This window comes from Comamonas sp. F1-6 (assembly GCF_039581415.1).
In the GTDB taxonomy this organism is placed as follows: Bacteria; Pseudomonadota; Gammaproteobacteria; order Burkholderiales; family Burkholderiaceae_C; genus Comamonas; species Comamonas thiooxydans.
Window position 1 is genome coordinate 1 of sequence record NZ_JBCPWN010000037.1, and the last position, 25,775, is coordinate 25,775.

A 25,775-nucleotide genomic window follows, 5' to 3' on the forward strand; every position below is an offset into this window, starting at 1 on the left:
GGCATGTCCGGGTGGCGCACCAGATTGTGCGTCTGGCCGAGGATCTCTTGCGGCTCGAAGCCGCTGACCTCCATGAACGCCTGATTGGCATATTTGATGTAGCTCTCCGTGTCCGTGGTGGACATCAGAGTTGCGTGCTCATCAAAGCTGTACTCCCGCTGAGTTACCGGTGCGTTCACTCTCATATGTGCCTTCTGTAGTCAATGGCCTGACAAAACGGGATGCCGCCCAGTTGAAGTGAAGCCGGTACGCCTTGGGCATCCCTGCGATCGCTCCTTGAGCGCTTGTTTGTGTCAAGTGCTTACATATTCATTGACTTGTTTCAACTTTTAAATAGATATCAGATCTGATGTATCTAACTAGCATCTAATCAGATCTGATTCATCAAATCATCTTGATGACTCTGAATTAATTTGATACAAGTCAATTTACAAATTCTGGATTCTTCTTGTTCGGCAACCAGGAGAGGCTCATGGATGCAATGGTCAGCACCAGCTACAGCATGGAATTGGTTGTACTGTCGTACGCGATTTCAATGATTGGCGCCTTCATTGCGCTGATCTCCGCCAAGCGACTTGAGCCGGAGGTTGATGACCGCCAGACCTATCTGATGAGCCTCGGCAGCACAGGGATTGCTCTTGGCGGCATTGGCGTATGGTCGATGCACTTCATTGCCATGCTTGCGCTGCGCATGGATCTTGGGACCGGCTACTCGATATGGGAGACCGGCGTGTCGCTCATTGCCGCGGTGGCAATCTCGGCCCTGGCTTTTCATATCGTGGCTCGCAATCCGCGCAGCATTGGTCGCTTGCTTTTGGCCGGATCAATGCTTGGGCTGGGTGCCGTTGTCATGCACTACCTAGGCATGTATGGCATGCGTTTTGGAGGCCACCTGGAGTGGGACTATGAGCGGATCGCCATGTCTGTGCTTATTGCTCTCGTGGCTGCAACTGCGGCGCTGTGGCTGGCATTTCATACCGAACAGACAAGCATGCGCCTGCTTGCTGCGGCGATCATGGCCCTTGCCGTTTGTGCCATGCACTACACAGGCATGAGCGCGGCCGAATTCATTTGCACGACGGAAAATCGCCTTGCGATTCCTTCGGGAAGGTATGTGCTTAGCGCACTTGGACTGCCGATGGTGGTGGCTGTACTGGCCCTGGGCATGTCGATGGTTCTGCTGATGGACCTGGCGCTGGTATCTTTCCAAAAGAGCAGCACAAGAGCAGGCATCCCTCGCAAATGAATTGCGGCAGCAGACTGGTGCCCCTTGTTATGGAGCTTACTTCGCATTGCGCCACCATCAATCTCGACCTGTCTCGTTGGCACATGTCGCCCGGTGACAAGCAATCGGCCCGTTGATCACCACTCCAACTCTGTCTGCAAGGAATAGGTTCTGTCTACCTGGCTTGAGACAAACACGATACCGGCACCAACCGCACCTATGCAACGCTGAAAAGTAAGAGGCAATCTTGAAACACCTGCTCGGATGTTTTCTCTACCACAGTGAAATCGCCAGTGACGCCAGTACGAGCTGTGTCGCAGATATCACCAGAGTCTCACGCCGCTTCAATGAGGCCCATGGGATCACAGGGATCCTGATTTTTGACGGTCAGCGCTTCGTCCAATACATGGAGGGCCCTCAGCAGCAGGTGATTGCATTGGCCAAAAAGATATCCCTGGACAATCGCCATACCAATTTCACTCCGCAGCACGAGGCAAGAGGTATAACGAGTCGCCTTTTCTCCGGCTGGACCATGGCTTACCTCTCGGTAGATGATGCCGAGCCGTTGGCCCAAATGTGGGTTGTCGACGGAGACGCCGCAATGAGTTGTCTGCAGCAACTATTGCCAATGCTGGATGCTGCCTAGCAGCTTCCATGACCATCACGGCTGCGTCGCATCCGTCCTTCCCTTGGTAGTGCACCCTGGCCGAAGGGCTGCGTTCGTCACGCCTATGCGCCCCCGATGGCCTGGCCGTCGCTCATCTCAAAGCAGCTCTCCCCGGCAAAGATATTCGTCAAGGCGGCCTTCAGTTCCTCGTACTCGCCGGCTGAAAGATCAAAGGCGATGGACATTTGCTTCGGCTCATCCATGCCCTCCTCCGCCTCGCGTTTGAACGTGAGCTCCGCACCGCTACGCTTCAGCACAAACCGCTCAATGCCGCCATAGCGAGGTCTCTGCTGCCCACACCACTCGACATGGTAGGTATCCATGCCCAGTTCTTCATCCTGCTCGTCTTCATCCTCTTCGAAGGAGCGCTGGAGCATCAGGTAATGCTCGGTGTCGTGCTTCTTGTCGGCAAAGCCGACAAGGTGGCAGAAGTCCTCCGGGTCTTTTGTGACGATGCAGGCTGCGCGAAAGGAGAAAGTGTTCATTTGGGTGTTCTTGAGGACTCAGGGCAGCGACAGGTTTGGAATCCGGATCCTATGGCGGGAAGGCCCTGATCACGAGCTTCGTGGATCGACCGGCAGCAGCCTCCTGGCGTTTGCAGAACCTGTGCTGCAACGGATTCATTGCTGCTTGATGTTTGACTTACTCGGTTGATGAGCCTCGACGCACCGGCTCGACTACTGGCTGCTCCAAGATGGATGCTGGTTATTGACGGAGCAGCCGTGATGTTCTGCGGACAGATTATCCTGGGCCTTCTTGCTACATGGTCCACAGGGCCGAGCCGCCGGACTCAAACCCGATTGTCTTCAGCCTTCAGTCCCTCTGACGGAGGTCAGCTCAAGGTCATGTGCCTACGCTGCTTTCGTCCGGCAGCGGCTGCCCACGCTGGAGACTTGGCAACAGAAGAGCCAGTGTGCACCAATTGATGACCCCGATGCAAAAGGCAGTGAGTTCCTGCCTCGCCGATGGCAGACATCGATACTGGCGCAGCAAGGATAGATTCGATCAAACTACTTTCAAACCTCTGGTCGCTGCATCCAGGCTGCACAATGAGCCTGAATACCCTGGCAAACCAACGACAAGGAGCGGCTCAATGGCTTGTCCTTGCGCAATACCATCGCCAGTGTTCGCTGCAATCCGGGTGTTAGCGAGCGTGAGACCAGGTCATCGCGAGCGCCTCGCCCCTGCATGGCCATGCGCGGAACCACGGCATAACCCAGGCCTATGGCCGCCATCTCCTTGAGCGCTTCGACGCTGTCAAGCTCCATCTGAGGATGCGGCAGTTCACCGGCACGGCGCAGCCAGGCATCGACCACGCCGCGCGTGCTGGCTGATTTCTGCAAGGCAAGCAGAGGCAGGGATCTCAGCTCTGGCGCAGCAACCGCATCGCCTGGCATCAGCATCTCCGGGCGAGCTACGGCCACCAGCTCGTCGTGCAGCACGGGAGTCGCCAGCAAGGCTCGGCGGTTTACCGGCAAGGTGACCAGGGCAAGATCCAGGCTGTTGTCCTCCACGCGCTTGACGCACTCCTCGGTATTGCCCGTGACCACCACGATGTCGATGCCTGGATGGCTGGCCCGTATCTGGCGCAACACGGCAGGCAGAAGATAGAGACACACGGTCAGACCCGTACCTATACGCACCTGCCCATTCACCTCGCGCGCATGCGCACTCAGCGCATGGGCCAGGCCTTCCAGCGCCACGCTCACGGCAGGCAGTTGCTCCAGCAAGGCTTTCCCGGCAGCCGTCGGCACAGCACGCCGCCCCACGCGTTCTATGAGGCGCGTGCCGAGATGGCGTTCCAGTTGACGCACTTGCAGGCTGACCGCCGGCTGGGACAGCTGCAACAGCTCCGCAGCCTGCGAAAAGCTGCCCTCCTGAACGACCAGACAAAAACTCCTCAACAGCATCAAACCAGGGGCATTAGCCAAAGTTTCACTAATACCTTGCATAAACATCAAAAGATTCCTTATTGGTAAATCTCGGGCGAAGATTACTCCATGCAGAACGCTTCTACTTGCTCCCCCCTTCTTTCCCCGGCTCTGCCACCGATCGACGGCGACCGCCTGTGGCGCCGCCTCGAAGACCTCGCCAAATTCACCCGGGCCGACATGCCCTGGACCCGCCGCGCCTTCAGCGCGGAGTACCAGGCCGCACGCGTCTGGCTGCGCGAAGCTTTCGAAGCCGCGGGCCTGCAGGTGCGCCTGGATGCCGCAGGCAACCTCATCGGCCGCCGTCCCGGCCGGTGCGATGACCTGAAGCCCCTGGCCACGGGCTCGCACACCGATACGGTGAACGCCGGAGGACGCTTCGACGGCATTCTGGGTGTGCTGGCTGGCCTGGAAGTGGCCCATGCCCTGCAGGACGCGGACATCACACTGAAGCACCCTTTCGAGGTCATAGACTTTCTCTGCGAAGAGCCCAGTGACTACGGCATCTCCTGTGTGGGCAGCCGCGCCATGGCCGGCCAGCTCAGCGCCGACATGCTGGCCGCCCGCGACGACCAGGGCGATACCCTGGGCCAGGCCCTGCAGCGTCTGGGCGCCCGCCCCGAAGCTCTGGCCGAGGCCGATCGCCGGCAGGACGGCTTTGCGGCCTTTGTGGAACTGCACATCGAACAAGGGCCCATGCTGGAGCGCGAAGGCCTGGACATAGGCGCCGTGACCGACATCGTGGGCATACGCCGTGCTCAGCTGTTCTTCGAAGGCCGGCCCGATCATGCGGGCACCACCCCCATGAATGAACGTAGCGATGCTCTCGTGGCTGCAGCAATAGTCATACGCCAGGCCCAGCGCCTGGCGCTGCAATGGAGCCGCAGCACACCTCACTACGTGGTTGCCACGGTAGGTCGCATGAACGTCTCCCCCAACGCCAGCAACACCGTGCCCGGCCAGGTGGACCTGACGCTGGAGGTGCGAAGCAACCATGCCCCCCTGCTGCAGGAGTTCTGGGAAATTCTGGCGCGGCGCTGCGGCCCGGCTATCGGGCGATTGGGCGTGAATTGGCGTGTGGAGCCTCGCACCCATGTGGACCCCGTTGCCTGTGCGCCGCTGATTGCTGCTGCCGTGGAGCAATCCGCCCAGCGCCTGGGTCTGGGCTGTCGACGCATGCCCAGCGGTGCCGGCCACGATGCCATGTACCTGGCTCATACCGGACTCTCGGGGATGATCTTCATCCCGTGTCTTGATGGACGCAGCCATAGCGCGGTGGAATGGGCTTCACCGGGTCAGGTTCTGGCAGGCACCCAGGTGCTGGCCGCTACCCTGCTGAACCTGGACGAGCAAATGGACTAGCAGCAATCACGAATGTGAATGGATCAGGCTTGGCCTGGTCCCTGCCAGTCATGCGCAAATGGGTTCTTACTGGGTTCTTGCGCATATTCTGGGTTCACCATGCAGAAATGATCAGCTTTTCACGCTCCCACTGCAGGCCAGGAGCGGTCATGAAAGCTGGACCCCAGGCTCAAGTGCTACTCGGATTCTGATGGCGCAAGTCGATTCAAAATCAATTCATACTGAATCAAGTCGGCAGGTGAGAAGCATATGGCGCGGAACGCATGATTGCAGGCCAGCATCAAAAGAGGTTTACAAAGCTGAGAATCGTCGACCAGGCCAGCTCAAGCAAAGCCCACGCAGAAAATAATCCGTTCACCACAAGAAAAAGCGCGCCAGCGACAAGCACTACAACGATGAGTTGCACAGCCTTCATACGGTGAAGTCTCCCGAAAAAACCAATTTTTTCATTGGACATGCATGGCTCCTACCGATATGCCGTATCGTGTATCTTTGATCAATTTTAGGTGGGTTATGCACTGTCTCCTCTGGGTCGCTCAGAGGCTCTCGCCTACCAGACAGACGCAGTCGCTGGACTAGAATCCAGCCGGAAACAGTGAGCGATTTGCAACGGTCACAGCCTGGTCAGCAGCGGCCATACTGCGTGATTCGCGTACATTGAAATTCGTCGCTTCCCTCACCTACGGTCAGCATGGCCGACAGTCATTGAGAGCCGTTAACAAGCCTTGGTACGTCGTTGCATCGCGTTGTCGTACCTCGGCACTAGCCGCGGCTTCGCGCCTCGTCTCAAGCGCAAACCTTCAGTTTGCCGGGTCGTGCCAGCCACTATCAGCAACACAGGACTCGGATGCGTTATTTATTGATCGGCACCAGTGGCGCAGGCAAATCCACCTTTGCAAAAAAGCTGGCGCGCAATATCCGAGCCTCATATATCGAACTGGATTCGCACTACTGGGGGCCAGACTGGCAAGCAGTACCGCCCGAGCAGTTCAAGCATTCGGTTGTTGAAGCTACTCAAGGAACATGCTGGGTAGCCGATGGGAACTACAGTGCTGTTCGAGACCTGCTTTGGTCACGAGCTACGCACGTCGTCTGGCTCAACTACAGTCGCTTCACCGTATTTTCTCGCCTGCTCCGGCGCACTCTTGGCGATGGCATCACCCGCAAGCGTCTGTCGCACGGAAACCGGGAGTCACTGCGGATGGCGTTTTTCTCGAAAGACTCAGTCCTGCTCTGGTCGCTATCCACCTATGCAAAAAACCAGTCGAAGTTCGCCGCTCTGCGCGAGCACGGCGAGTTTGCGCATCTGCAATGGCTTGAATTTTCCGAGCCTTCAGAGGCCTCGACGTTCCTCAAGGCGATCGCTGCCTCACAAGAGCGCTGACACGGGCTCACCCCCACAGCCCTGCTACAGCCCGGCATTTCAATGACCACCTTGCAGTCGCTCGGATGCAGGCTCGGGCCGCCGAATATGCCCGCTATCGCTGCACATCGAGGTCGTAAGTGACCCAGTCGGTCGCCGACGCAAGCTTGTCGTAGAGCTGGCGCGCCCGGGCATTGCTGCCAGCGGTAATCCACCGCACCACTGGCCAGCCGCGTTCCTGGGCTTTGGCAGTCACGCCCATGATCAGGCTGCGGCCTATGCCTGAGCCTCGCTGGTCTTGAGCCACAAACAGGTCGTCGAGAAAGCCGACGTCCTGCGCGATCAGCGGGTCAGGACATGCACGAAAATGCGCCAGTCCCAGCAACTGGCGGTCCTCCGACCCTGCGACCAGCCCTTCCATCGGGTGGCGCGGGTCCATCAGCCATGACCAGCTTCGATCCAGGATCGCATCGGTCATGGGCGACTGGTAGAAATGGGCGTACTGGCGGTAGAGATCGCACCATGGCGTTCGATCACTCATTTCCAGGGGGCGAATTGTCACTGCACTCAGCATTGGGGTTCTCTTGTCCATGGTTGCTCCGGCTTGGTCATTCCCGAGCCGGTTCTGTGTTTCTCACCAGACGGCGGACGCCGCCGACGGTCCTTCGCGCGAGGGAAAGTGCGGCAGCACCTCCCTGGCCAGCTCCTCCAGCACCTCGGTTGGCGGGCGCTGTGAAAACTGAATGCCAAGCGCGGCATGGTTCACCCCTGCCGCCTGCCACTCTTCAAGCAAGGCCATCAGCCCTCTTCGCCCGGTGCGCAGAACATAGCCACCGTGCAAGGGGGTCCGAGGATAGCCGGGATCATCCATCAGATCGATCCACTCGTTCGTCATGTGCGGCCTGAACGCCCCTCCGGGGACAAACCCTGGCCTGCAAGATTTGCCTACTACGCCGTGACCCGGCCTGGAGCGGCTGACCGCTCCGAAGTGCGCGCCTTCCTGGACTGGATTCGCGCAGAGGCGGCCCAGTAAGGCCGCAAGCAGATGCCCTGCCGCCCTGCTGGCCTGCGAACTGCTCGAAACGAATCAACCGGCATTCCCGGCTAGCGCGAAGCCTCTGGTCCCTGCTCAGCGCACTCGTTTTGCCCAAGCCTTCTACCCTCAAGCGAGGCAGATGCAGCACCCGACATCGTGCTTGCGACAGCCATGCTGCAGAGTCTCAGCGCATCAAAGGCAATACGGGACGACGCAATAACCGCCAGGACAATCAGCGATTATTCATTCCATTTCTGAATCGCGATTTCCAAGCGACTGAAGGTATTTCATCAATAGCCCCGGCATGCCACGGAATGCGACGGCAATGACCCGAAACAGCCACCTTCAAGCCTTGAATATCCTCCATCTCGTTCAAAAAAAGATTTTTCAGAAATGAAATATCAAAAAACGACCTTCAATCTTTAATTTCAATCGCGCAATAATAAATGAGGTGTATAGAAAATAATTTGAATGATTTCAATAGCCAAAAAATAATCAACTGAATTTCTAAAAAATATCTACTAAAAATAGAAAAATGGCTTATTTAATACGCTATCAATAACCAAAAACAGAACTCAGATAGCACAAAATTAACGACGAATTATTTCAGTTTTATATGAATTGAAAAATTAAATCTACAGAGTTATTTCAATTAATTATATTTACATATTGACTCATTAAACACAAGGTCAAGCGTCTACCCTTTTCTCAGGATTCATTTTGTAAGTTCAGTAAAATTTGACATTATTTGACATTTTCTATGGATTTCCCAATGAGCACTAATTAATTTCCTAGAGTATTCAAGCCCCCTGGTTTTTTCATCGGGAGCCATCTATGTCAGCCGTCCAGACTTCGTCTTGCCCGCCCTTGTTTAGCAATCACAATGACCCGCCTCCATCGCTTAGCCACTCGATGTGGCCTGGACACATGGTGGGCCAGAGAGAGCAGCCCGTTCGCGTCTTCCTGGTAGACGACGACAGCCATATCCGCAGAGTGATTGCCCAGGATCTGATGGGCGACTCAAGAACCCTGCTGGTTGGTCATGCCTGCAGCTTGCGTGAGGCACGCAAGAGCATTCAACAGCACGACTTCGACGTTCTGATGATAGATCTCAACCTGGGCGACGGCGAAGGTCTGGATCTTCTTGAACTTGTCCAAGGCACACACCCGCATGTGCAAAGCATTATCGTTTCAGTAACTGAAAGAGATGAAAAGGTCTTTCAGGCTTTTGAGAAAGGTGCTGTAGGCTATTTGCTGAAAAACTCCTGGTTTGGCGACTACGCACAAGCAGTATTGCAAGTTGCCAATGGTGGCGCATCCATTACTCCGTCTCTAGCCAAGAAAATTCTGTCGCTGGTTAGCAGATCACAAACTTATGTCGTTCCGGCGTCAAACCTCTCCAAAGAAGAGAAACTTTCTGAACGAGAAATAGAAATACTGAAGCTCATTGCCTGCGGTTACAGCTCTCCTGAAATATCCACGCAGCTCAAGATAAGCACAATGACAGTATCCACACATGTCAAGAACATGTACCGAAAGCTGCAGGCCAAGACAAGAGCCCATGCTGTAAAAGCCGCCTCTTTGCGTGGGTTGATATAAATTTGAAGGCATTTTCTTTATTCAAGGCCAGAGGTGGCAAGCGTATGGAATCGCTGAGAAATCTTGGTTGGAAGGCAACAACCATTTTCCTTCAGACCATTACCATACTCAGCTGGTGTTTTCTCACGCCACTGCGAGATCAGAATTGGTTTTTTGTCTTCAGTATTTTGGTGGCCTTGAGCGGATTGCTTATCTCGCTTCGCTACATTCCCGGAATCTATCGTGGCCTCAAGGCCAGACTGCGCTCCAGCTCCCAGCCCTCCAAGGAAGTCCAGGAAGAGCGCAAGCGCATCGCCTCAGACCTGCATGACACTTTGGGCAGCCAGTTGGTAGAAGCCTTAAGCCTGATGAACTCACAGCCCTCGGTTGAAGACGGCCCCGCCAGAAAAGTACTGGAGCAGTCGCTGCTGGACCTGCGCCTGATCGTCGACTCCATGGATGCCCAATCCGACAATCTGGCCATGCGCCTGGCGCGATTGCGCTATCGGCTGGAGCCCGCGCTTCAACGCAAAGGCCTTGTACTGCACTGGCAGTTGACCGACCCTGAGCTCGGGGTCGGCCAGCAGACCACGCTGCCGCTTCCCAGAGACCGCGTTGCGCATGAAATCCTGGCCGTCGTTCAGGCCAGTCTCAGCAACGCCATCGAGCATGCCGATGCGACCGAGATGTGGCTGACACTGGAGCCCTATCAACAGGGCGACCTGCAAAGCTTCGGCTGGGAGTGGTATCTGAGCATTGAGGACAACGGCAAGGGCTTCGATCTTCAAGCCGTGCTCGACAACCCCAGCAAGTCCGGGCACGGCGTCATCAACATGTTTCATCGCATGCGAAGCATCGGCGGCGACCTTCACATCCACCCCCGCCATGGCGGAGGCACACAGGTATTGATGCGATGGCGGTCTGAACCGCTCAGCCTTTGCTAGAGAAGCCTGAACTCACGGCGTTCTTATTGTGGACACCGCGCGTCATGTCGATCTCATGCCCACCTCATGCCCGGTTGGGGGCACCCGGCAGGCGATCTCATCTCATTGATGGAACACGCCGCTATTCAGACAGAACGCCATCAGCTCCTGATTGGACTTCGCCTCAAGCTTGCGCATCGCGGTCATCTTCTGCGAACTGACTGTCTTGATGCTGCGGTTAAGACGCTCGGCAATCTCGGCAAGGCTGCCTCCCCGGACGTAGTAGCGCAGGACCTCGAACTCGCGCGGAGTCAATGACTTGAAGCGCTCCTGCAGCATCTGATGCTGAAGCGAAACATTCGTCTCCAGAAAGGATGGCGGGGTGTAGATGTTTCCCAGCGACACCAGGCGTATGGCCTTGAAAACCTCTGAGGGGTCGTCCTGCTTGAAGACCACGCCCTTGACGCCGGCCTTGTAGAGCGCCTTCACGATCATCGGGTTCGACAGCATCGTCAGCACGATGACCTTCAGGCCCTCGAACTGGCGCAGCAGATAGCCGATGAACTTGATGCCATCGCCGTACTGCGAATCAGGCATGTGATAGTCGACGATGACGATGTCGGGAAGAGACTTCGTCAGCGCCGCCACAAGTTCCGTCGAGGAACTGGCAGTGGCGGTCAACGTGAGATGTATGTTTTGCTTGAGCAGGTCGCCAAGCCCCATCAGCACTAGTGGGTGATCATCTGCCAGGACTATTCGTAGTTTCGTCATGCTTTTCTCGATTCGACCCCAATTTTGACGGCACAAACCCCGGCCTATCGAGATCTTTCTCAATACGCTATTAACTTTCAGGAGCGCGCTGCACGGCCTCTTGAAGTCAATCAAGACCGATTAGAAAAGATAATCCCGAAACACAATAGTTAAAAATCTACAACTGCCGGACTGTGGGCTGCGACAGACAAACTTCTGACATATATCGCGCCCGGCATCCCCTCTCAAAATCAGAAATCCAGGCTTGCACAAGGCGACTTTGAGAATTTTCTGAGAATTTCCAGCCCTTCATTTTCATATCCTTGCCTAGCACCTGAACAAAAGGCGCGCAAGCAAATCGCAATGCAAATGCATTGCGATTTGAAGGAGTTTCCGCACCCGCACTCCAACGCCCGGAAACGCTTTTTTAAATCTTCAATCACAGAGTCAATTATGAAAAAACTCGTTCTGAGCTTGGCCGTTCTGTCTGCACTCGGTGCTGCGAGCATTGCTCAAGCTGCCCCGGCCGACGGCGCCAAAGGCCTTATCAAGTTCACCGGCGCGATCAATGCAGACACATGTGTCCTGAGCAGCCCCAGTGGCACGATCGCCGGCAAGACCCTGACCGTGGACATGAATGAAGTCCCCGCCGCCTCGCTGGGCAGCGAGGAGTCGCCCACGACGACTGGTAACGGTCTGACGGCCGAGGCAAAGGACCTGGATCTGGACATCCAATGCGCCACCGGTACCAAGGTTTCGATGACGCTCACCCCTTCCGCACCCTCGGGCAAGGGCATTGCAGTGCAAGGCGGAGCCAAAAACGTGCAAATCATGCTGACGCGTGACGGCAGTGTGGTGGACTTCACATCCGGCTCCGCTGATATCGCTGCCAACGCCGCAGTGGAAGGCAAGTTCCGCGTGCCTCTGAAGGCCTACTACACCCGCGCGGCCGGCAAGGCATTGGCCGACGTCACTATCGGCCAGGCCAATGCGACTGTTAACTACGTTCTGAAGTACGAGTAAATCTCGATAAGCCGCAGTGGTGAGTCAGTGAACTGACTCCACTGCGGTGAAAAAAAGGGAGTGCAATGACATCTTTCGCCCAAATTCAACGTACCGTGGCTTGTGGCCTTGCCGCTGCAACCATGCTGTATGGAGCTTGCGCACAGGCATCAATCTCTCTGAGTGCCACCCGCGTCATTGTGCAGGAGAAGAAGCAGGAAGCCTCTATCTCAGTGCGCAATAGCGGCACGCCAGTGCTTGTTCAGGCATGGCTGGAATCGAATACGGCAAATGCCACGGACGATCTCCCATTTGCCGTGACGCCGCCTCTTGCCAAGGTCGCAGCTCCTGGCCAGCAGCTCATGCGCGTGCTCTATGCAGGAGGCAACAGCGGCCTTCCTCGCGACCGTGAGTCGGCCATGTGGCTGAACGTGCAGGAAATCCCCCAATCGACGGGCGGAGAAAACCAGCTTCAGATCGCGGTTCGGCAGCGGATCAAGGTATTTTTCCGCCCGACCGCAATCGTGGGTGTCGTCGCCGATGCGCCGGGTTCCTTGCGCTGGAGCGTTGCGCAAGACGCAGGCAGGCCGGCACTCAAGATCACCAATCCCAGCATGTATCACATCTCGTTTGCCTATCTGGGCATCGCTGGCGGGAAGGAACTGCCTACGCCGGAAATGATCGCCCCTGGCGAGACACGCATGCTTTCGGCAGACGATCTAGAGCGCAACTCCAAGATCGCTTTCAAGCTCATCAACGACTTCGGTGGCGTTGACGCCTATGAGGTCCAACTCTCTGGTGACTCCGCCGAGTCTCCTGCAGCAGTCAAAACAGACTAGTCGCGGCGGGGCGCGCCCTCTTCTGCGCCCTGTCTTCCTCATTCCCGGGCTCGAACAAGAATTCCGCCGCAAATCAGCGGATAGGGATTCCTTGCGCCTTTTTTGGAGGCAGCCCACCAATTTGCTCTCTGATCCATGTCCTCTCATCACCTGCTTCACCGCTGGCTGGCTGGCGTGCTGTGTGCCTCTCAAGCCGTTGGCACAGGAGCATGGGCGGAACAAGTGACACTGCGCCCAGCACAGGGCGGGGCTGCGGCGTCCCTCAAGAAGCCTCAACCGGTACAGGTTGCAGCGCTGGACGGCTCATTCGTCGTCAGCTACAACACGGCCTTCCTCTACGGAATGACTTCCACCACCGACATCCGGACATTGCTGGCCGGCTCAGGCGTTCCTCCGGGCTTCCAACGCGTCGACATCTACATCAACCAGATGCTGGCCGGCCGCATGGATGTCGAGTTCTCCCACAACCCCAAAAGCGACGAAATCGAGCCATGCATTACCGTGGCCATGCTGGAGCAAGGCGGGGTTGATCTGGGCAAGCTCCCCACCCCCTTGGAGCAAGGCGCCACCTGCATGCGCCTGGCGGAAGCCATACCGGACGCAAGCGCCGCATACGATATGGCAAGCCTGCGTCTGAACCTGAGCGTGCCGCAGATCTACATGACCTCGCTTCGTCGTGGCTATATCGACCCCTCCCTGTGGGAGGAAGGTGCCGATGTCGCCTTCCTCAACTACAGCCTCAATGCACGCCGCAGCGAGTTGCGGCACAGCAGCTCTCAGAATGATCTCAGCGCCAGCATCCGTTCAGGTGTCAACCTGGGCGAATGGCGCTTGCGCAACGACTCGTATTTCACTTCGGGAAGCCGTCGGCCGTCGAAGTTCAATAGCCAGAACACCTATCTGCAGCGCGGCTTCAACACCATCAAAAGCCAGATGGTCGTGGGAGAGACATACACCTATTCGCCGTTGTTCGACAACGTGCGCTTTCTCGGCATGCAACTGGCCTCCGATGAGGCGATGCGACCTGACGAAGAGCGAGGTTACGCGCCCGTGATCCGAGGGACGGCGGAAAGCAATGCGACCGTGGAAGTTCGCCAGAATGGCTATCTGCTCTATACGACTACCGTTTCTCCCGGGCCATTTGCAATCACCGATTTGCAGCCTTCCGGCACGAACGGCGACCTGGAAATCGCCGTCATTGAAGCTAGCGGGGTCCGGCGTGTATTTCGGCAGTCATTCGCAAGCCCTCCGCTGATGGTCCGCGAGGGCCGGATCAAGTACGACATTGCTGCCGGCCAGGTGCGCCTGGATCGTCGCCAGCAGGAGCGGCCCGGTTTTGCCAGCGGATCGGTGATCTACGGCCTGACGGCCAATACCAGCCTGGCGGCCGGCCTGCAGGCCTCGCCCGGCTATTTGTCTTACTCGCTGGGTGCAGGCATGAACACGCCGATTGGCGCGGTGTCTCTGGACGCCATCCACTCGCGCAGCAACGCCGGCGGCTCATCGACAAGCGGAGATCGTCTCAACCTTCGCTATGCAAAATTTGTCGAAGCGACCGGATCCCATGTCTCCTTCAATGTGCAGCATGGCTTGCGCGAGGGATTTCGCACGCTCTCCGATCACATCGAGCGAAACGGCACACAGTCCGGCTCGCGACCCGGCTCGTATCTGAACTTGGGGCGTGCCAGCAGACAGCGTCTGGACGGCTACCTCTCTCAACCTATCGGCCGTGGCCATATCTATCTGAATGGATCCTATGGCAAGAACTGGAATGGAACCTCTTCCCGCAGCCTGTCACTGGCGTACAGCAACTCGATCGGCAAGCTGAACTACAACATCTCCTATACGCAATCACGAAACCTGCATTCCTCCTGGGCAAACGGGCCCATGCCCCGTCATGACAACACCTTCATGCTCACTCTCAGCATGCCCTTGGGTGGCCCGGGAGACTCCACGCACGCATTCTCCACACTGAGCCGACAACGTGCCGGTACAAGTGCGCAGGCCGGCGTCTCCGGCGCTCTTCCCCTCGAGAGGCATGTCAGCTACACCGTGGCCGGCAACAAGGATGCGGACGGCCAGCGAGACGCCTCGATCGGCGTGGGCACCGCGACCTCGTTTGGCCGCCTCAATGCCAGCTACACCCATGGGGACCGATACCGTGCGAGCAATTTCTCGGCGTCGGGGTCCGTCGTGGCTCACGCAGGCGGCGTCAACCTCGGGCAGGGATTGAGTGAAACCTTCATGCTCGCCAAGATCGAGCCGCCGGTGCCTGGCGTGGCAATCTCGAGCTTCTCCGGCGTCGAGACGGGCCGCAATGGCTATGCAATCATCCCCAGCGCCACGCCCTTTCGCGGCAACCTGGTGACGCTCAGGACACAGGGACTGTCCAAGGACGTCGATATCACCAACGGCGCGCAGATGGTGGTACCTACACGTGGTGCAGCCGGGCTGGCCAAGTTCACGGCAGTGAGCGGGCGCCGCGTGCAGTTCGATTTGCGCGGGGCCGACGGCAAGCCCCTGCCGTTTGGAGCGACTGTCGACGAGCTCGATGGCACAAGGCTGGGAATCACCGACCCGCGCGGCCGCGTCCTGACCTTGCTGCCCGCAGACCGCGAGCAAGGCATGCTCGACATACGCTGGGATGAGGCCACATGCCGCGTCAGCTATACGCTGCCGCCAAAGGTCGAGGGCGAAAATTATCAGCGCCACCCGCTCACCTGCACAACACCCATCCCGCCCTCTCCCGAGCGCAAGGACCCTGGCTCCATTGCAGCGAGCGATCTGCGGCGTCCCAAGGCAGACGCCTCATAAGCCAACATGGCGGGAAGCGACTCCCGCCCTTTTTTTGAGTCCCCGGCCAGATTGCCAGATAGAGTGATGGGCCCTGCACGTGCAGGCGCCCGAAGCTGGCAACAGTCAGAGCGCCATCTTCGTCGGCAAGCTCCCTATGCTGGCAAACGATATGCGGCAAACGGAATGGATTGAACCGACCGCTCTGCACCGCTCGAACAACTTCGCGCCTTGAAAGCGGCCCAAGAACGACCAGAGAGCGGCCTGAGAACGGTCTGACAAGGTCTGAGAACGACCCAAGAGCGGCGCGCTTCTAGACCACCTGCTGCCGGGCGTGCCCAGCAAATTGCAGCAGCCGCCGGCGTCAAGCAAGGCTTTGTGAATATCCAGGCGCCTTTCAAAGCGGATGCGCAGCTTTCCAAAGCCTGCAAGCTTGATCTGGTTCCTGCTCTGGATCGCGCTCCAGCGATGTGCAATATCCAGAGCCTTGAAGAGCAAGACCGAAACACCTCAAGAAAGTGCCCTATCCAGACGATCCTGGATCGATGGCCATCGAACTCCCCAGGGCACGCTGCTGCTCACACCAAGCGCACCAGGCACACCGGGCACACCAGGCTGTAGCGGCTCAAGCTGATGCACTCCAGATATAAAAAAAGCCCGGCCTCCATCACGGAGGGCGGGCACTTTTCTGATAACGATCTTATTTATAGCTGATGACAAACGTGGCATAGGCATTTGCAGTGCCGACAGTAGGCTTGAGAATCATCGACGTTCCGACGTAGCGCGCCCTCAACTTGATGTCCACGGGCACATTACCAAACTCGCCGACCATCCATTGGTTCTCCGCCCCGGATTCCGGGCCGTAGCGGACAAGCTCGCCATTTTCTCGCAGGATTTCTATCCCGACATTCTTTGCCTCGGAATCGTTGGAGAGAGAAAGTGTGCTCGAACGGTTAGAGGGGTTCATGGGATCCGACATAACAATGAACATTCTTGTCGTTGTGTGGGCATCTCCGCCCGAGCACTGCAGCCTCAGGTTGAAATCTTTGGTTGGCCCTGCGCTCTTGTCGGTCAGCTCGCTAATGTCGCCCTCCAGTTCAACACTGACAGTTTTTGTTTGCAGTGCGCAAGATGGCACTCTGGGTCGGACCTCAATGCCATCCCCCTGAAGATATATTCGTCGAGCGACATAACCGTAATTGACAAACGTGGTTTCACCGATGGCTCCAGATATGTGTCCGCCAGCAGTAATCTTGCCTATTTTCACAAGTTCAACGGTGAAATTGTCGGCCGCAGCCATGTTAAGCCAAGTTGTAGTTCCAAAGTCTTTCTGTTGCGGCCACCACTGCTGCTGGTTAATGCCGCCTTTGACTCGTATTCCAATGCCCTCGATTGGAGTCTTGTACGTATTCCATCCACCCATACCGAGATTAAACGGAACAGCATAGACAACAACACCAATATCGAAAGGGCATATCGCCCTCCCTCCTTCTCCATTGGCTTTTGAGTTGGAGCTATATAGCACCGTACCCAAAGGAACATTGGGATCAAAATCCGCAGTTTTAAAAGAAGGAAATTCCCAATGCAGCGAATCTGCGATCGTCTCACTGTCGTCAATACGAACTTAGCAAAAATCAGCCCTTGCAGCAGTCGACAGCAGAGTGGAGAACAACAGAAAAGATATCCGCGAAAGATTTTTCGGAGAACCCTTTGATCGAAATAGAGATTTGAGAGATTTCGCCATTATTCATCCAATATTTTTTGGACATTAAATGATATCTGGCTCGGTGGCATTCAGGTTTAGGAAAATTCTCAAAACACCGGTGGGTTTCGGCTCTCACTGTTTATGCAAACCTCCACTCAGTTTTGTATTTGACGAATAAATACATCTCTCTTCAATTGATTGATCTATTTTTGAAGAAAGCTCATTATTCGAGATCATTCACAACTCATTTTGCTTAGCTATCAGACAAAGACTCGCAAAAATTCGAATGCCTTGATATTCGGCTTCGCTTTACTCGGCATCTGTTTGCATGCAATGCCACCGCCCTGCTCCTGATCTGGGCCTGGCGATGAGACCTGAATTGCGAGCTTCAGTGGGCGCAATGTGCAAATCCTGCCGGGCTTGGGCCAGCCACTTCAAAGCGGCTACCACGACCCGGCAAACGGACGGTTTGCGGTTGAGACAAGGCGCGAAGCCGCAGGCTGTGCAGAGAAGTACGACAAGGCGAAGCAACGACGTATCAAGGGTTGTGCAAGCAGCTCCAATTGCAGAACTGTTCACTCGACCCAAACGTGTCCAACAAGGCCAGTCGCGCAAGCTGCACCGCTACATCCCGGCGTCTCGGCTCTGCAGTCGCTGCTTGATGAAGTTGCTCATAGGCGGGGATTGCCTGAAGCAGCCGCCCGAGGCACGCAAATCAGGCGCATAGTAAAGCTGTGGGTGCTGAGGAGCCGAAGACATGAGACCGGATACTTCGTTTCGTGACCGGGCAGATGCTGGCCGGGCCCTGGCCGCGGCATTGGCGGCGTGGCGCGAGCAAGCCGATGTGCTCGTGCTGGCCTTGCCACGGGGCGGCGTGCCGGTCGCCTATGAGGTTGCCAGCGCACTGGCCCTGCGGCTGGATTTGATGCTGGTGCGCAAACTAGGCACGCCCGGCCATAAGGAGATGGCGATGGGCGCCATTGCCAGCGGCGGCGTGCGGGTGTTGAACGATGATCTCATCCGTGGCCTGTACATCTCCCCAGCGGCCATCGACGCAGTCGCGCAACAGGAAGTTCTGGAGCTGCGGCGCCGTGACCTGGCCTATCGGGGCAAACGTCCCGCGCCAGCCGTGACTGGGCAACGGGTGATACTGGTCGATGATGGACTGGCGACCGGTGCCACCATGCGTGCGGCGATTGCTGCGGTACGCTTGCAGTCGCCAGCACACATCGCAGTCGCCGTACCGGTCGCACCTGTGGAGACGCTGGCGATGCTGCGCCCTCTGGTCGACCAGCTGATATGCCTGCTCACTCCAGCGCCCTTCTTTTCCGTGGGCCAGTGGTACCGCGATTTCGCTCAGACCACGGATGAGGAGGTAAAGACCTTGCTCAGCAAGGCCTGGCGCAGGGAATTGCGTGACGCTGCGCAATAGCCGGGTGCGCTGTGCAGCTGCTGCCCGGCCACTCCAAGCCGGAGTCGACACCGAGGTGCCTGAACATCAAGGTCGACGATGCACGCGAGATCTCTGAGCAGACGGAGACCTGCCGCCCTCAAAGCCTGCAATGTGGCGTTGGGGCGAGCTAGCATTCCCGGCCAGAAGCTGTTCTTGAAGGCACTCCCTCAGTTGACTGCTTCAAGCTGATCTGAGCCATCCACGGCCCTGCGCCTGAGTGACAGCAATCACCAACACAAGCCGTTGAACGCCGTCTGCCTCGAAGGGCCGCTTCGCCCTCAGGATCGGTCATGCGTTTGCGTGATTCGCCGCTACCCAAACGAAGGACGGCTTCCGCTTGCCCTGACAGGCTTGTGTCGACCCGTGGCTCTCGTTCGAGCTTCCACCGGCAATGTCTGATGTGCAGCGGTCGTTGCCTGTCGTAGCGAAGTCCTGAATTCAAGGTGTCGGCCACATTGCAGACACCCAGGCAACCGATATTGGGCTCAACCTGAGCTTGCAAGGGCAGGCTCATGCCATCTGCTACTAGGGACGATACATGCGGAACTTCTGCTCATCGCCAATCGAGAAATAGTCTGCAGGGCCTCCCGCGCGGAGAATCACCCCGGCATTGGCCGTGTCGAACACACCGTCCTTGAGCAGCCGATGATCGATGTAGACCTTTACCACCTCCCCAAGCACGAGCCAAGACGGAATCGACTCATGGCTGGCGGTACGCAACTGGTGGATGTCGGTCAATCGGCATTCGAAGGTCACCGGGCTCTGTGCGACTCTGGGCACCCGTATCAACTCCGAATCCACGGCTTCTAGCCCTGCCAGCTCGAACTCATCCACCTCCGCAGGGACGGCGGCACAGGTCTGGTTCATGGCATCGGCTAGCTCACGCGTGGCCAGATTCCACGCGAACTCGCCAGTCTCCTGGATGTTGCGCACCGTGTCTTTCCAGCCGATGCTGGAGAAGCCGATGATGGGAGGGACGTAGTTGAAGGCGTTAAAGAAGCTGTAGGGTGCCAGATTGACCTGTCCGCTCGCGCTCCTGCTCGAAATCCATCCGATCGGCCGCGGGCCGACGATGGCGTTGAAGGGATCATGCGGCAGTCCGTGCCCTTTGCGGGGCTCATAGGTATGCGAGTCAGTTTTCATCGCTGGTGGTTCTAGCGTCTGCCCTGCCGGGAAGTGCTCAACTGCATTCATGGGAGATAGTGCGAATCTAACGGCGTGCTGGGGAGGTCGGGCTGCTGGGGACTCTACCAAGTCTGAGGCCCAACCCGTCGCTATAGCCGTCTCGCACTGGTAATGTGCTCACGCCTCAGCACAAATGATGAGCGCCTTATTTTGCGTAAAAAGCCGTCCTTTGAATCGGGAGAACAGCTCCTAGCCGGTTGGAAAGTGCACGCCAGCACGCTGGGCAGCCTGCACGATGTGCGCTGACATGGCCTGCTGCGCCAGCTCCGGCCGGCCCTGTGCAAGGCCGTCGATGATGGCCGCATGCTCCTCGCAGGTGGCATGGCGCGCGCCGCGCTTGTAGAACGGCAGGCGCTGGCTCTCCTGCATGACTTCGCCGCTGCCGCGCAGCACGTCGGCAATCGCGTGATTGCCCGAGATGGTGGCGATCTGCATGTGGAAATCGAAATCCAGACGACTGGCTTGCAGGAAGTCCGAGGCCTCTATGCATTGCTGCATGCCCTGCAGGTTGGCCCGCAGCAGCGTCAGGTCCTCGGGCTGTACCACCAGGGCCGCAAGGCGCGCCGCAAAGCCTTCCAGTGCGTAGCGTAGCTGATAGACATCGGTGAGCGCATGCGAATCGGCAAAGCGCCAGGCCTCGCTGGCTGGCGCCTCGGACGCCTCGGTTACATACATGCCCTTGCCGGGCCGCGCCACGACCAGCCCCAGCCCCTGTAGCGTTGACAAGGCCTCGCGCAATGACGTCCGGCTGATGCCCAGTTGTTCCGACAGATCGCGCTGCGAGGGCAGCAGTGAGCCCACCGGATAGGTGCCGGCTTCGATCCAGTCCCGAATCAAACGGGCGGCCTGGCTGGCAACGGCGACATTGGGGGAGACAGAGGGTTCCATTCGGGGGAGATCGTTCATCGCAAAAAGGGGGATGCGCGCCATCTTAACGACTGCGCAGCACATCCCGCTTCGAACACTGCCCCTGACATTGTTCCAGACCGCACTGCGGCAGTGCTTCCGAACGGTGACTGCCGCGATGCGAGGCTACTTGTTGACCAGCTTGGCCGGCACGGTATAGGTCAGAAAGGCACCGAGCAGCAGCACGCCGGCCAGCACGAACATGGCGGCATTGGTGCTCTGGGTCGCATCCTTGATCAGGCCGATCATGTAAGGGCTGATGAAGCCAGCCAGATTGGCGAAGGAGTTGATCAGCGCAATGCCTGCCGCTGCCCCTGCGCTGGACAGAATGGCCGTGGGCAGGCTCCAGAACAGCGGCGAGGTTGCGAGGCTGCCGCCTGCAGCCAGCGCCAGGGCGGCCAGTGACAGATAGACGTTGCCGCTGAAGACGGCCGACAGCATCAGCCCCGCGGCCCCCACGCAGAACGGCACGATCAGGTGCCAGCGGCGCTCGCGCATGCGGTCCGAGCTGCGGCTGACCAGGTTCATGGACACCACGGCCACCGAGAACGGTACGGCCGTCAGCAGGCCGATCTGGAAGGCGCCTTCCACGCCTGACTGGCGGATCAGTGAGGGCAGCCAGAAGGTCAGGCCGTACTGGCCCATCACCGTGCAAAAGCAGATCATGGCCATCTTGATGATGCGCGGATCGGCGAACAGCGCGCGCAGCGTCATGTGGCTGTCTGCCTTGCTGGCGTTCTCGCGGGCGATGTTGCGCTCGAGCAGCGTCTTTTCCGATTCGCTGAGCCAGCGCGCGCTGCGGATGTTGTTGTCCAGATACCAGAGCACGGCAATGCCCAGCAGCAGGGAGGGTATGGCCTCGATCAGGAACAGCCACTGCCAGCCACGCAGGCCGGCCACGCCCTGCATCAGGTCCATGATGCCGCCCGACAGCGGCCCGCCCAGAATGCCCGAGACCGGGATCGCGCACATGAACAGCGCCACCATGCGCGCGCGCCGGTACGACGGGAACCAGTAGGTCATGTACAGGATCATGCCGGGGTAGAAGCCCGCCTCGGCCGCGCCCAGCAGGAAGCGCAGCACATAGAACTGCATGGGCGTGGTCACGAACATCATGGCTGCCGAGATCAGGCTCCACATGATCATGATGCGGGCAATCGTAGCCTTGGCACCTATGCGGTGCATGAGCATGTTGCTCGGCACTTCGAAGAAGAAGTAGCCGATGAAAAACAGCCCCGCACCGAGGCCGTACATGGCCTCGCTGAACTGCAGGTCCGCCAGCATGTGCAGCTTGGCAAAGCCCACGTTGACCCGGTCCAGGTAGGCCGCCACATAGCAGGCCATGATGAAGGGAAGCAGACGCCAGGCGACCTTGCGGTAGACCGCGGCCTCGGCGGCGGTTTCGCCGGCAAGCGTGGCTGCCGGTGCGGCAGCGTCAGGGGTGGAGGAAAGGGATGACATCTTGGATCCTTGTTGGCGGTGGTTTTCGTAACTGGTATTACCGGTATGAATTAACGATCGCAACCATAATCAAGATCAAGACATTGCGCACTCGCAATTACCCTAGCCACTCTTTAAATTTGCAATTTGACAAAGTCGCTAAGGCAAAACATACTGGTATTACCAGTTAGACCAACTCAAGCAACAACCTTTTATGACCACTGTCCTGGCAACCACGCCCGCCTCCTGCGGCACCCCTGTCCTCCACCGCCTTAGCATTCAGCCCCTGACTGCCGAAGCCTTTGCCCGCTTTGGTGACGTGATCGAAAGCGCTGGGCATGCCCCTTTGCAGATCAACCACGGCATGACCGAGCGCTACCACGCGCTGGCGCAGGTGGACGCCGGTGGCGCAGAAGGCCACGCGCTGATCAATCTGTTCCACACCCTGCCTTACGAGTTGCCGCTGCGGCTGGAGGAAATGGAACGCCACCCGCTGGGCAGCCAGGCCTTCGTGCCATTGCAGGAGACCCCTTTCGTCGTCGTTGTCGCGGCTGCGGGCGAAAGCGTGCAACCCTGCGACCTGCAGGCCTTCGTGACTAATGGCCGCCAGGGGGTGAACTACCACCGCGGCGTTTGGCATCACTCCCTGATTGCCCTACAGGCCCCCGCACGTTTTCTCGTTGTGGATCGCGGCGGTCCCGGCCACAACTGCGATGTGGTGGCCATTGGCGACGGCAGCGGCGTGTTGCTGGAGCTGCCAGACGCCGGCTAAAGACTCTTAGCCGAACGCAGCTGCTCGCTATCACCGGACAGGTCAGTCATAGCCGGCACAAATAATCAGGTCAGCGGGAACATGCAGTCGAAGGCAGTGCTGCACGGGGGTGTATCCGCACCTGAGCCCAGTCCTTGGTCAGCACTTGCCAGATTGAGCTCCCACGGACTGCTTTGAACAAATACACTGCTTGTCACCCTGCTTCGGGCGACAACGGCCTCCAAGGCCTTGCTTCAAGCAGATTCCGGATATCGACTTCAAATGCTGCCCAATAGAACTACCAAGGAGACCCCGTGAATCGTCGACAGATACTCGCGTCAATTGCCGCCGCAAGTGCGCTCACCACCATGGCAACCGCTCGCGCGGAAGCAGCTTTCCCGCAAAAGCCAATTACTTTTGTCGTTCCGTATCTGGCTGGTGGAACAACCGATCTCGTGGCACGAGTCGTGGGCGAGCACATGGCACGTACGCTGGGCCAAGCTGTGGTGATCGAGAACAAGCCCGGCGCCGGAGGCAATATCGGCATGGATGTGGTGGCAAAGTCCAAGCCTGACGGCTACACGATCGGTTTCGGAGCCATCTCCACCAATGCGCTCAACCCGCACATCTACAAATCGATGGCGTTTGATCCCCGCAAGGACTTCACGGCGGTTTCCATGCTGGGCTACTCCACCATCGTGCTGGAGGTGGGCAAGAGCTTCCCGGCAAACAATGTGCAGGAATTCATCGCCTACATCAAAGCGAACCCAGGCTTTCAGTACGGTACTGCCGGCGCCGGAACCAGCATGCACCTGGCTGGCGTGATGTTTGCGCAAATGACTGGCCTGGATACCGTCCATGTGCCCTATAAAGGCAGCGTACCGGGTATTACCGACATGCTTGGCGGCCACCTACCCGCCATGTTTGATAACCTGCCCGCTTCCCTGCCACACATTCAGGCAGGCAAGCTCAAAGCACTGGCCGTGGCAGGCAGCGAGCGCAGCCCGTCGTTACCCAATGTGCCGACAATCGCGGAGAGCGGTCTCAAAGGCTACGCAGTCGATCCATGGTTCGGCGTATATGGCCCAGCCAAGCTCGATCCAGCCATCACAGCCAAACTCAATACCGCCATCAACCAGGCCCTGAGCGATCCGGCCGTCAAGGACAAACTGGTGCAGGCCGGATTCACCCCCAAGGGGTCTGCGGCCCAGGGCTTCGAAGCGCTGACACAGTCCGAATACAAACGACTGGGCGAGGTGGCACGCAAGGCCCAGATGCAGGTCAACTGACGACAGCCGCTGGCGGTCAAAGGGAAATCCCAATGACTGGTAAAGATGGCAGCGGCCATCGGCCCAATACAACGGGATGTCGACAACCAGCCTAATACCGTCACCTGTCGGCAGGTTGTCAGCGACTGCTCCTGGCCGAGAGCCCCATTTCGTCCTTTGCTCCAACAGCAGTCCTTCAAGCCGTTGCTGCCCAGCCGAATCCACAGCCGCCAGTGGCCTGCAGGACGCCTGCTCCAAGCGTCAGTTCACCTGGCTCTGGCGGTTCGATCCCGCTCCCGGCAAACAGCCAGCTTTACTGCCACAACCGCACCAGTGGAAGAAAGGACGTTGAACAACACTTGTCCATCTCTCCCGAGCCCAGGCAGTGTCTGTCCATCGTTGACCTCTGCCGTGATAGAGGCATGGCACCATTGAGCCTTTCGATTGTGGAAAGAGGATCTCGATGCTGATCAATTGCGTTGCCTACGAAAAGGGATCCAAGCTGGCAGATATTGCTGTCGCCGATATCAGCGAGTACATCGCAAGGCCTGACTGCTTTGTCTGGGTCGCCTTGTCCGATGCGACGTCGGCTGAGCTGGACGAAATGCGTGAAGAGTTCAACCTGCACGAACTCGCCGTGGAGGATGCCAGCCACGGACACCAAAGGCCCAAGATCGAGGAATACGGCCAGTCCCTCTTCACAGTCATGCATCTTCTGGAGCCTGATCCCGCTCAACCCGGCCATTTCAACCTGGGTGAGGTGGATGTGTTCATCGGCTCCAACTACGTTCTGTCGGTCCGAAATCGCAGCAAACAAGGTTTTCTGGGAGTGCGGGATCGCTGCGAGAAAGAGCCCGAGCTACTTAAGCACGGCTCAGGCTTTGTCTTGTATGCACTGATGGACGCGGTGGTTGACCGCTACTTCCCCATCATTGAAGCCCTGGAAGCCGAGCTGGAAGCGGTCGAGCTACAGATTTTCACGCAGCGAGCTGCACGCGAGAGCATCAAGCAGCTGTATGGGCTGAAGCAACGTGTCATGATCCTCAAGCACGCGGTTGCTCCATTGCTGGAGGCCGTGAGCAAGCTCCACGGCGGACGTGTGCCTCAGGTCTGCGCGGGATCGCAGGACTACTTCCGCGATGTAGCCGACCACCTGGTCCGCATCAACGGCCTCATCGAGGGAATGCGCGACACCATAGCGACTGCGATGCAGGTCAACCTCGCGCTGGTCACAATCGATGAAAGCGAAGTCACCAAGCGACTGGCAGCCTGGGCGAGCATCTTTGCGATCTGTACTGCCTTTGTGGGCATCTGGGGAATGAATTTCGAGCATATGCCAGAGCTGAAGTGGCAGTATGGCTACCCTGTTGCACTGCTGCTGATTGTCTGCGTGTGCAGCTATGTCTACTACCGCTTTCGCCGAGCCGGCTGGCTATGACGCCAGCTTGAATCCATGCTGGGTACATCCTTTGGATGCGGTCATCAACAACAACCATGACCGAGCCGCAGCGGCGCCAAGCGCTCTGTCCAGACATTTCCAACAATTCTCGTCGCACAAGCTGCGCAGCTAAAGCCCGGTGCCCCCGCTCTGCAGTCAC

24 protein-coding genes and 2 pseudogenes are annotated in these 25,775 nt (G+C 57.9%); 14 read left to right on the plus strand and 12 right to left on the minus strand.

The features are described from left to right. The coding region (locus AAIL66_RS23155) for a PAS domain-containing protein (RefSeq protein ID WP_343497866.1) at positions 1 to 185 on the minus strand (185 nt) is incomplete at its 3' end. A 287-nt stretch (positions 186 to 472) separates the two neighbouring features. On the opposite strand from AAIL66_RS23155, the gene AAIL66_RS23160 reads away from it, so the two are divergent. Both AAIL66_RS23160 and AAIL66_RS23165 read left to right on the plus strand, forming a co-directional pair. Next, positions 473 to 1,246, plus strand: coding sequence for an MHYT domain-containing protein (locus AAIL66_RS23160; protein ID WP_202789282.1), 774 nt, complete (start codon positions 473 to 475; stop codon positions 1,244 to 1,246). A 226-nt stretch (positions 1,247 to 1,472) separates the two neighbouring features. Continuing rightward, positions 1,473 to 1,871 (plus strand): BLUF domain-containing protein, encoded by a 399-nt coding sequence (locus tag AAIL66_RS23165; RefSeq protein WP_034359506.1) that lies wholly within the window; start codon positions 1,473 to 1,475, stop codon positions 1,869 to 1,871. An 83-nt stretch (positions 1,872 to 1,954) separates the two neighbouring features. On the opposite strand, the gene AAIL66_RS23170 is transcribed toward AAIL66_RS23165, so the two are convergent. Together AAIL66_RS23170 and AAIL66_RS23175 are read right to left on the minus strand one after the other, a co-directional pair. Further along, on the minus strand, positions 1,955 to 2,377 hold the full coding sequence (locus AAIL66_RS23170) for an Imm10 family immunity protein (protein ID WP_034359508.1): 423 nt from the start codon (positions 2,375 to 2,377) through the stop codon (positions 1,955 to 1,957). Between the two features lie 531 nt (positions 2,378 to 2,908). After that, positions 2,909 to 3,802, minus strand: coding sequence for a LysR family transcriptional regulator (locus AAIL66_RS23175; protein ID WP_343497867.1), 894 nt, complete (start codon positions 3,800 to 3,802; stop codon positions 2,909 to 2,911). A gap of 90 nt (positions 3,803 to 3,892) precedes the next feature. Here AAIL66_RS23175 and AAIL66_RS23180 point away from each other — a divergent pair, with 90 nt between their 5' ends. After that, positions 3,893 to 5,185, plus strand: a complete 1,293-nt coding sequence (locus tag AAIL66_RS23180) for a Zn-dependent hydrolase (protein ID WP_034395082.1) — start codon at positions 3,893 to 3,895, stop codon at positions 5,183 to 5,185. Between the two features lie 280 nt (positions 5,186 to 5,465). On the opposite strand, the gene AAIL66_RS23185 is transcribed toward AAIL66_RS23180, so the two are convergent. Then, on the minus strand, positions 5,466 to 5,642 hold the full coding sequence (locus AAIL66_RS23185; RefSeq protein WP_156160289.1) for a hypothetical protein: 177 nt from the start codon (positions 5,640 to 5,642) through the stop codon (positions 5,466 to 5,468). A gap of 390 nt (positions 5,643 to 6,032) precedes the next feature. On the opposite strand from AAIL66_RS23185, the gene AAIL66_RS23190 reads away from it, so the two are divergent. Next, a complete protein-coding gene (locus AAIL66_RS23190; RefSeq protein ID WP_343497868.1) occupies positions 6,033 to 6,569 on the plus strand; it encodes a toxin in 537 nt (178 codons plus the stop codon). Between the two features lie 94 nt (positions 6,570 to 6,663). Here the strand turns inward: AAIL66_RS23190 and AAIL66_RS23195 are convergent, their stop codons facing one another. Continuing rightward, positions 6,664 to 7,140: a GNAT family N-acetyltransferase gene (locus AAIL66_RS23195; protein WP_343497869.1), complete on the minus strand. Its 477-nt coding sequence runs from the start codon at positions 7,138 to 7,140 to the stop codon at positions 6,664 to 6,666. 42 nt (positions 7,141 to 7,182) lie between these two features. Then, a pseudogene (locus tag AAIL66_RS23200) lies at positions 7,183 to 7,470 on the minus strand (LLM class flavin-dependent oxidoreductase); the annotation flags it as partial. Between AAIL66_RS23200 and AAIL66_RS23205 the strand changes: the two are divergent. The 3 genes and pseudogenes from AAIL66_RS23205 to AAIL66_RS23215 form a co-directional block, all read left to right on the plus strand. Continuing rightward, positions 7,468 to 7,581 (plus strand): annotated as a pseudogene (locus AAIL66_RS23205) (transcriptional regulator); the annotation flags it as partial. The pseudogenes AAIL66_RS23200 and AAIL66_RS23205 sit on opposite strands and share 3 nt — an antisense overlap. A gap of 930 nt (positions 7,582 to 8,511) precedes the next feature. Next, a complete protein-coding gene (locus tag AAIL66_RS23210; protein WP_012838566.1) occupies positions 8,512 to 9,183 on the plus strand; it encodes a response regulator transcription factor in 672 nt (223 codons plus the stop codon). A gap of 2 nt (positions 9,184 to 9,185) precedes the next feature. Further along, the gene (locus tag AAIL66_RS23215; RefSeq protein ID WP_233425271.1) at positions 9,186 to 10,106 is read left to right on the plus strand and encodes an ATP-binding protein; all 921 of its coding nucleotides are present in this window, start codon (positions 9,186 to 9,188) and stop codon (positions 10,104 to 10,106) included. Between the two features lie 102 nt (positions 10,107 to 10,208). On the opposite strand, the gene AAIL66_RS23220 is transcribed toward AAIL66_RS23215, so the two are convergent. Beyond that, positions 10,209 to 10,856: a response regulator transcription factor gene (locus tag AAIL66_RS23220; RefSeq protein ID WP_034380975.1), complete on the minus strand. Its 648-nt coding sequence runs from the start codon at positions 10,854 to 10,856 to the stop codon at positions 10,209 to 10,211. Positions 10,857 to 11,288: 432 nt separating this feature from the next. On the opposite strand from AAIL66_RS23220, the gene AAIL66_RS23225 reads away from it, so the two are divergent. The 3 genes from AAIL66_RS23225 (at position 11,289) to AAIL66_RS23235 (ending at position 15,490) form a co-directional block, all read left to right on the plus strand. Further along, positions 11,289 to 11,858, plus strand: coding sequence for a fimbrial protein (locus AAIL66_RS23225; RefSeq protein ID WP_233425270.1), 570 nt, complete (start codon positions 11,289 to 11,291; stop codon positions 11,856 to 11,858). Between the two features lie 65 nt (positions 11,859 to 11,923). After that, positions 11,924 to 12,676: a molecular chaperone gene (locus tag AAIL66_RS23230; protein WP_052703461.1), complete on the plus strand. Its 753-nt coding sequence runs from the start codon at positions 11,924 to 11,926 to the stop codon at positions 12,674 to 12,676. Positions 12,677 to 12,811: 135 nt separating this feature from the next. Beyond that, the gene (locus tag AAIL66_RS23235; protein ID WP_343497870.1) at positions 12,812 to 15,490 is read left to right on the plus strand and encodes a fimbria/pilus outer membrane usher protein; all 2,679 of its coding nucleotides are present in this window, start codon (positions 12,812 to 12,814) and stop codon (positions 15,488 to 15,490) included. Positions 15,491 to 15,595: 105 nt separating this feature from the next. Here AAIL66_RS23235 and AAIL66_RS23240 read toward each other — a convergent pair whose 3' ends face one another. After that, positions 15,596 to 15,967, minus strand: a complete 372-nt coding sequence (locus AAIL66_RS23240; RefSeq protein ID WP_343497873.1) for a hypothetical protein — start codon at positions 15,965 to 15,967, stop codon at positions 15,596 to 15,598. Positions 15,968 to 16,169: 202 nt separating this feature from the next. Next, complete coding sequence (locus AAIL66_RS23245; protein ID WP_052703460.1) at positions 16,170 to 16,892, minus strand: fimbrial protein; 723 nt, start codon at positions 16,890 to 16,892, stop codon at positions 16,170 to 16,172. Positions 16,893 to 17,931: 1,039 nt separating this feature from the next. Between AAIL66_RS23245 and AAIL66_RS23250 the strand changes: the two genes are divergently transcribed. Continuing rightward, entirely contained in the window at positions 17,932 to 18,606 is a 675-nt protein-coding gene (locus tag AAIL66_RS23250; RefSeq protein ID WP_034380990.1) for a phosphoribosyltransferase, read from the plus strand. Positions 18,607 to 19,152: 546 nt separating this feature from the next. Here AAIL66_RS23250 and AAIL66_RS23255 read toward each other — a convergent pair. From AAIL66_RS23255 to AAIL66_RS23265, 3 genes are all read right to left on the minus strand, one after another. Then, a complete protein-coding gene (locus AAIL66_RS23255) occupies positions 19,153 to 19,770 on the minus strand; it encodes a flavin reductase family protein (RefSeq protein WP_034380996.1) in 618 nt (205 codons plus the stop codon). Between the two features lie 231 nt (positions 19,771 to 20,001). Beyond that, a complete protein-coding gene (locus AAIL66_RS23260; protein WP_034380999.1) occupies positions 20,002 to 20,700 on the minus strand; it encodes a FadR/GntR family transcriptional regulator in 699 nt (232 codons plus the stop codon). Positions 20,701 to 20,844: 144 nt separating this feature from the next. Beyond that, positions 20,845 to 22,179, minus strand: coding sequence for an MFS transporter (locus tag AAIL66_RS23265; RefSeq protein ID WP_343497871.1), 1,335 nt, complete (start codon positions 22,177 to 22,179; stop codon positions 20,845 to 20,847). A gap of 193 nt (positions 22,180 to 22,372) precedes the next feature. Here AAIL66_RS23265 and AAIL66_RS23270 point away from each other — a divergent pair, with 193 nt between their 5' ends. The 3 genes from AAIL66_RS23270 to corA all read left to right on the plus strand — a co-directional run bounded on the left by AAIL66_RS23270 (position 22,373) and on the right by corA (position 25,615). Then, complete coding sequence (locus tag AAIL66_RS23270; protein WP_343497872.1) at positions 22,373 to 22,930, plus strand: ureidoglycolate lyase; 558 nt, start codon at positions 22,373 to 22,375, stop codon at positions 22,928 to 22,930. A gap of 293 nt (positions 22,931 to 23,223) precedes the next feature. After that, the gene (locus AAIL66_RS23275; RefSeq protein WP_059441500.1) at positions 23,224 to 24,198 is read left to right on the plus strand and encodes a tripartite tricarboxylate transporter substrate binding protein; all 975 of its coding nucleotides are present in this window, start codon (positions 23,224 to 23,226) and stop codon (positions 24,196 to 24,198) included. A gap of 442 nt (positions 24,199 to 24,640) precedes the next feature. Next, the gene (corA, locus tag AAIL66_RS23280) at positions 24,641 to 25,615 is read left to right on the plus strand and encodes a magnesium/cobalt transporter CorA (RefSeq protein ID WP_034381008.1); all 975 of its coding nucleotides are present in this window, start codon (positions 24,641 to 24,643) and stop codon (positions 25,613 to 25,615) included. Positions 25,616 to 25,775: the final 160 nt, after the last annotated feature.

What these genes read in the sequence shown, in the direction of transcription:
- AAIL66_RS23260 (WP_034380999.1), bottom strand. Translation starts at nt 20,700, where the DNA reads ATGGAACCCTCTGTCTCCCCCAATGTCGCCGTTGCCAGCCAGGCCGCC.
- AAIL66_RS23255 (WP_034380996.1), bottom strand. Translation starts at nt 19,770, where the DNA reads ATGAAAACTGACTCGCATACCTATGAGCCCCGCAAAGGGCACGGACTG.
- AAIL66_RS23230 (WP_052703461.1), top strand. Translation starts at nt 11,924, where the DNA reads ATGACATCTTTCGCCCAAATTCAACGTACCGTGGCTTGTGGCCTTGCC.
- AAIL66_RS23160 (WP_202789282.1), top strand. Translation starts at nt 473, where the DNA reads ATGGATGCAATGGTCAGCACCAGCTACAGCATGGAATTGGTTGTACTG.
- AAIL66_RS23175 (WP_343497867.1), bottom strand. Translation starts at nt 3,802, where the DNA reads ATGCTGTTGAGGAGTTTTTGTCTGGTCGTTCAGGAGGGCAGCTTTTCG.
- AAIL66_RS23245 (WP_052703460.1), bottom strand. Translation starts at nt 16,892, where the DNA reads ATGGGTGGATGGAATACGTACAAGACTCCAATCGAGGGCATTGGAATA.
- AAIL66_RS23270 (WP_343497872.1), top strand. Translation starts at nt 22,373, where the DNA reads ATGACCACTGTCCTGGCAACCACGCCCGCCTCCTGCGGCACCCCTGTC.
- AAIL66_RS23220 (WP_034380975.1), bottom strand. Translation starts at nt 10,856, where the DNA reads ATGACGAAACTACGAATAGTCCTGGCAGATGATCACCCACTAGTGCTG.
- AAIL66_RS23170 (WP_034359508.1), bottom strand. Translation starts at nt 2,377, where the DNA reads ATGAACACTTTCTCCTTTCGCGCAGCCTGCATCGTCACAAAAGACCCG.
- AAIL66_RS23195 (WP_343497869.1), bottom strand. Translation starts at nt 7,140, where the DNA reads ATGGACAAGAGAACCCCAATGCTGAGTGCAGTGACAATTCGCCCCCTG.
- AAIL66_RS23235 (WP_343497870.1), top strand. Translation starts at nt 12,812, where the DNA reads ATGTCCTCTCATCACCTGCTTCACCGCTGGCTGGCTGGCGTGCTGTGT.
- AAIL66_RS23185 (WP_156160289.1), bottom strand. Translation starts at nt 5,642, where the DNA reads ATGTCCAATGAAAAAATTGGTTTTTTCGGGAGACTTCACCGTATGAAG.
- AAIL66_RS23250 (WP_034380990.1), top strand. Translation starts at nt 17,932, where the DNA reads ATGAGACCGGATACTTCGTTTCGTGACCGGGCAGATGCTGGCCGGGCC.
- AAIL66_RS23210 (WP_012838566.1), top strand. Translation starts at nt 8,512, where the DNA reads ATGGTGGGCCAGAGAGAGCAGCCCGTTCGCGTCTTCCTGGTAGACGAC.
- corA (WP_034381008.1), top strand. Translation starts at nt 24,641, where the DNA reads ATGCTGATCAATTGCGTTGCCTACGAAAAGGGATCCAAGCTGGCAGAT.
- AAIL66_RS23190 (WP_343497868.1), top strand. Translation starts at nt 6,033, where the DNA reads ATGCGTTATTTATTGATCGGCACCAGTGGCGCAGGCAAATCCACCTTT.
- AAIL66_RS23225 (WP_233425270.1), top strand. Translation starts at nt 11,289, where the DNA reads ATGAAAAAACTCGTTCTGAGCTTGGCCGTTCTGTCTGCACTCGGTGCT.
- AAIL66_RS23180 (WP_034395082.1), top strand. Translation starts at nt 3,893, where the DNA reads ATGCAGAACGCTTCTACTTGCTCCCCCCTTCTTTCCCCGGCTCTGCCA.
- AAIL66_RS23265 (WP_343497871.1), bottom strand. Translation starts at nt 22,179, where the DNA reads ATGTCATCCCTTTCCTCCACCCCTGACGCTGCCGCACCGGCAGCCACG.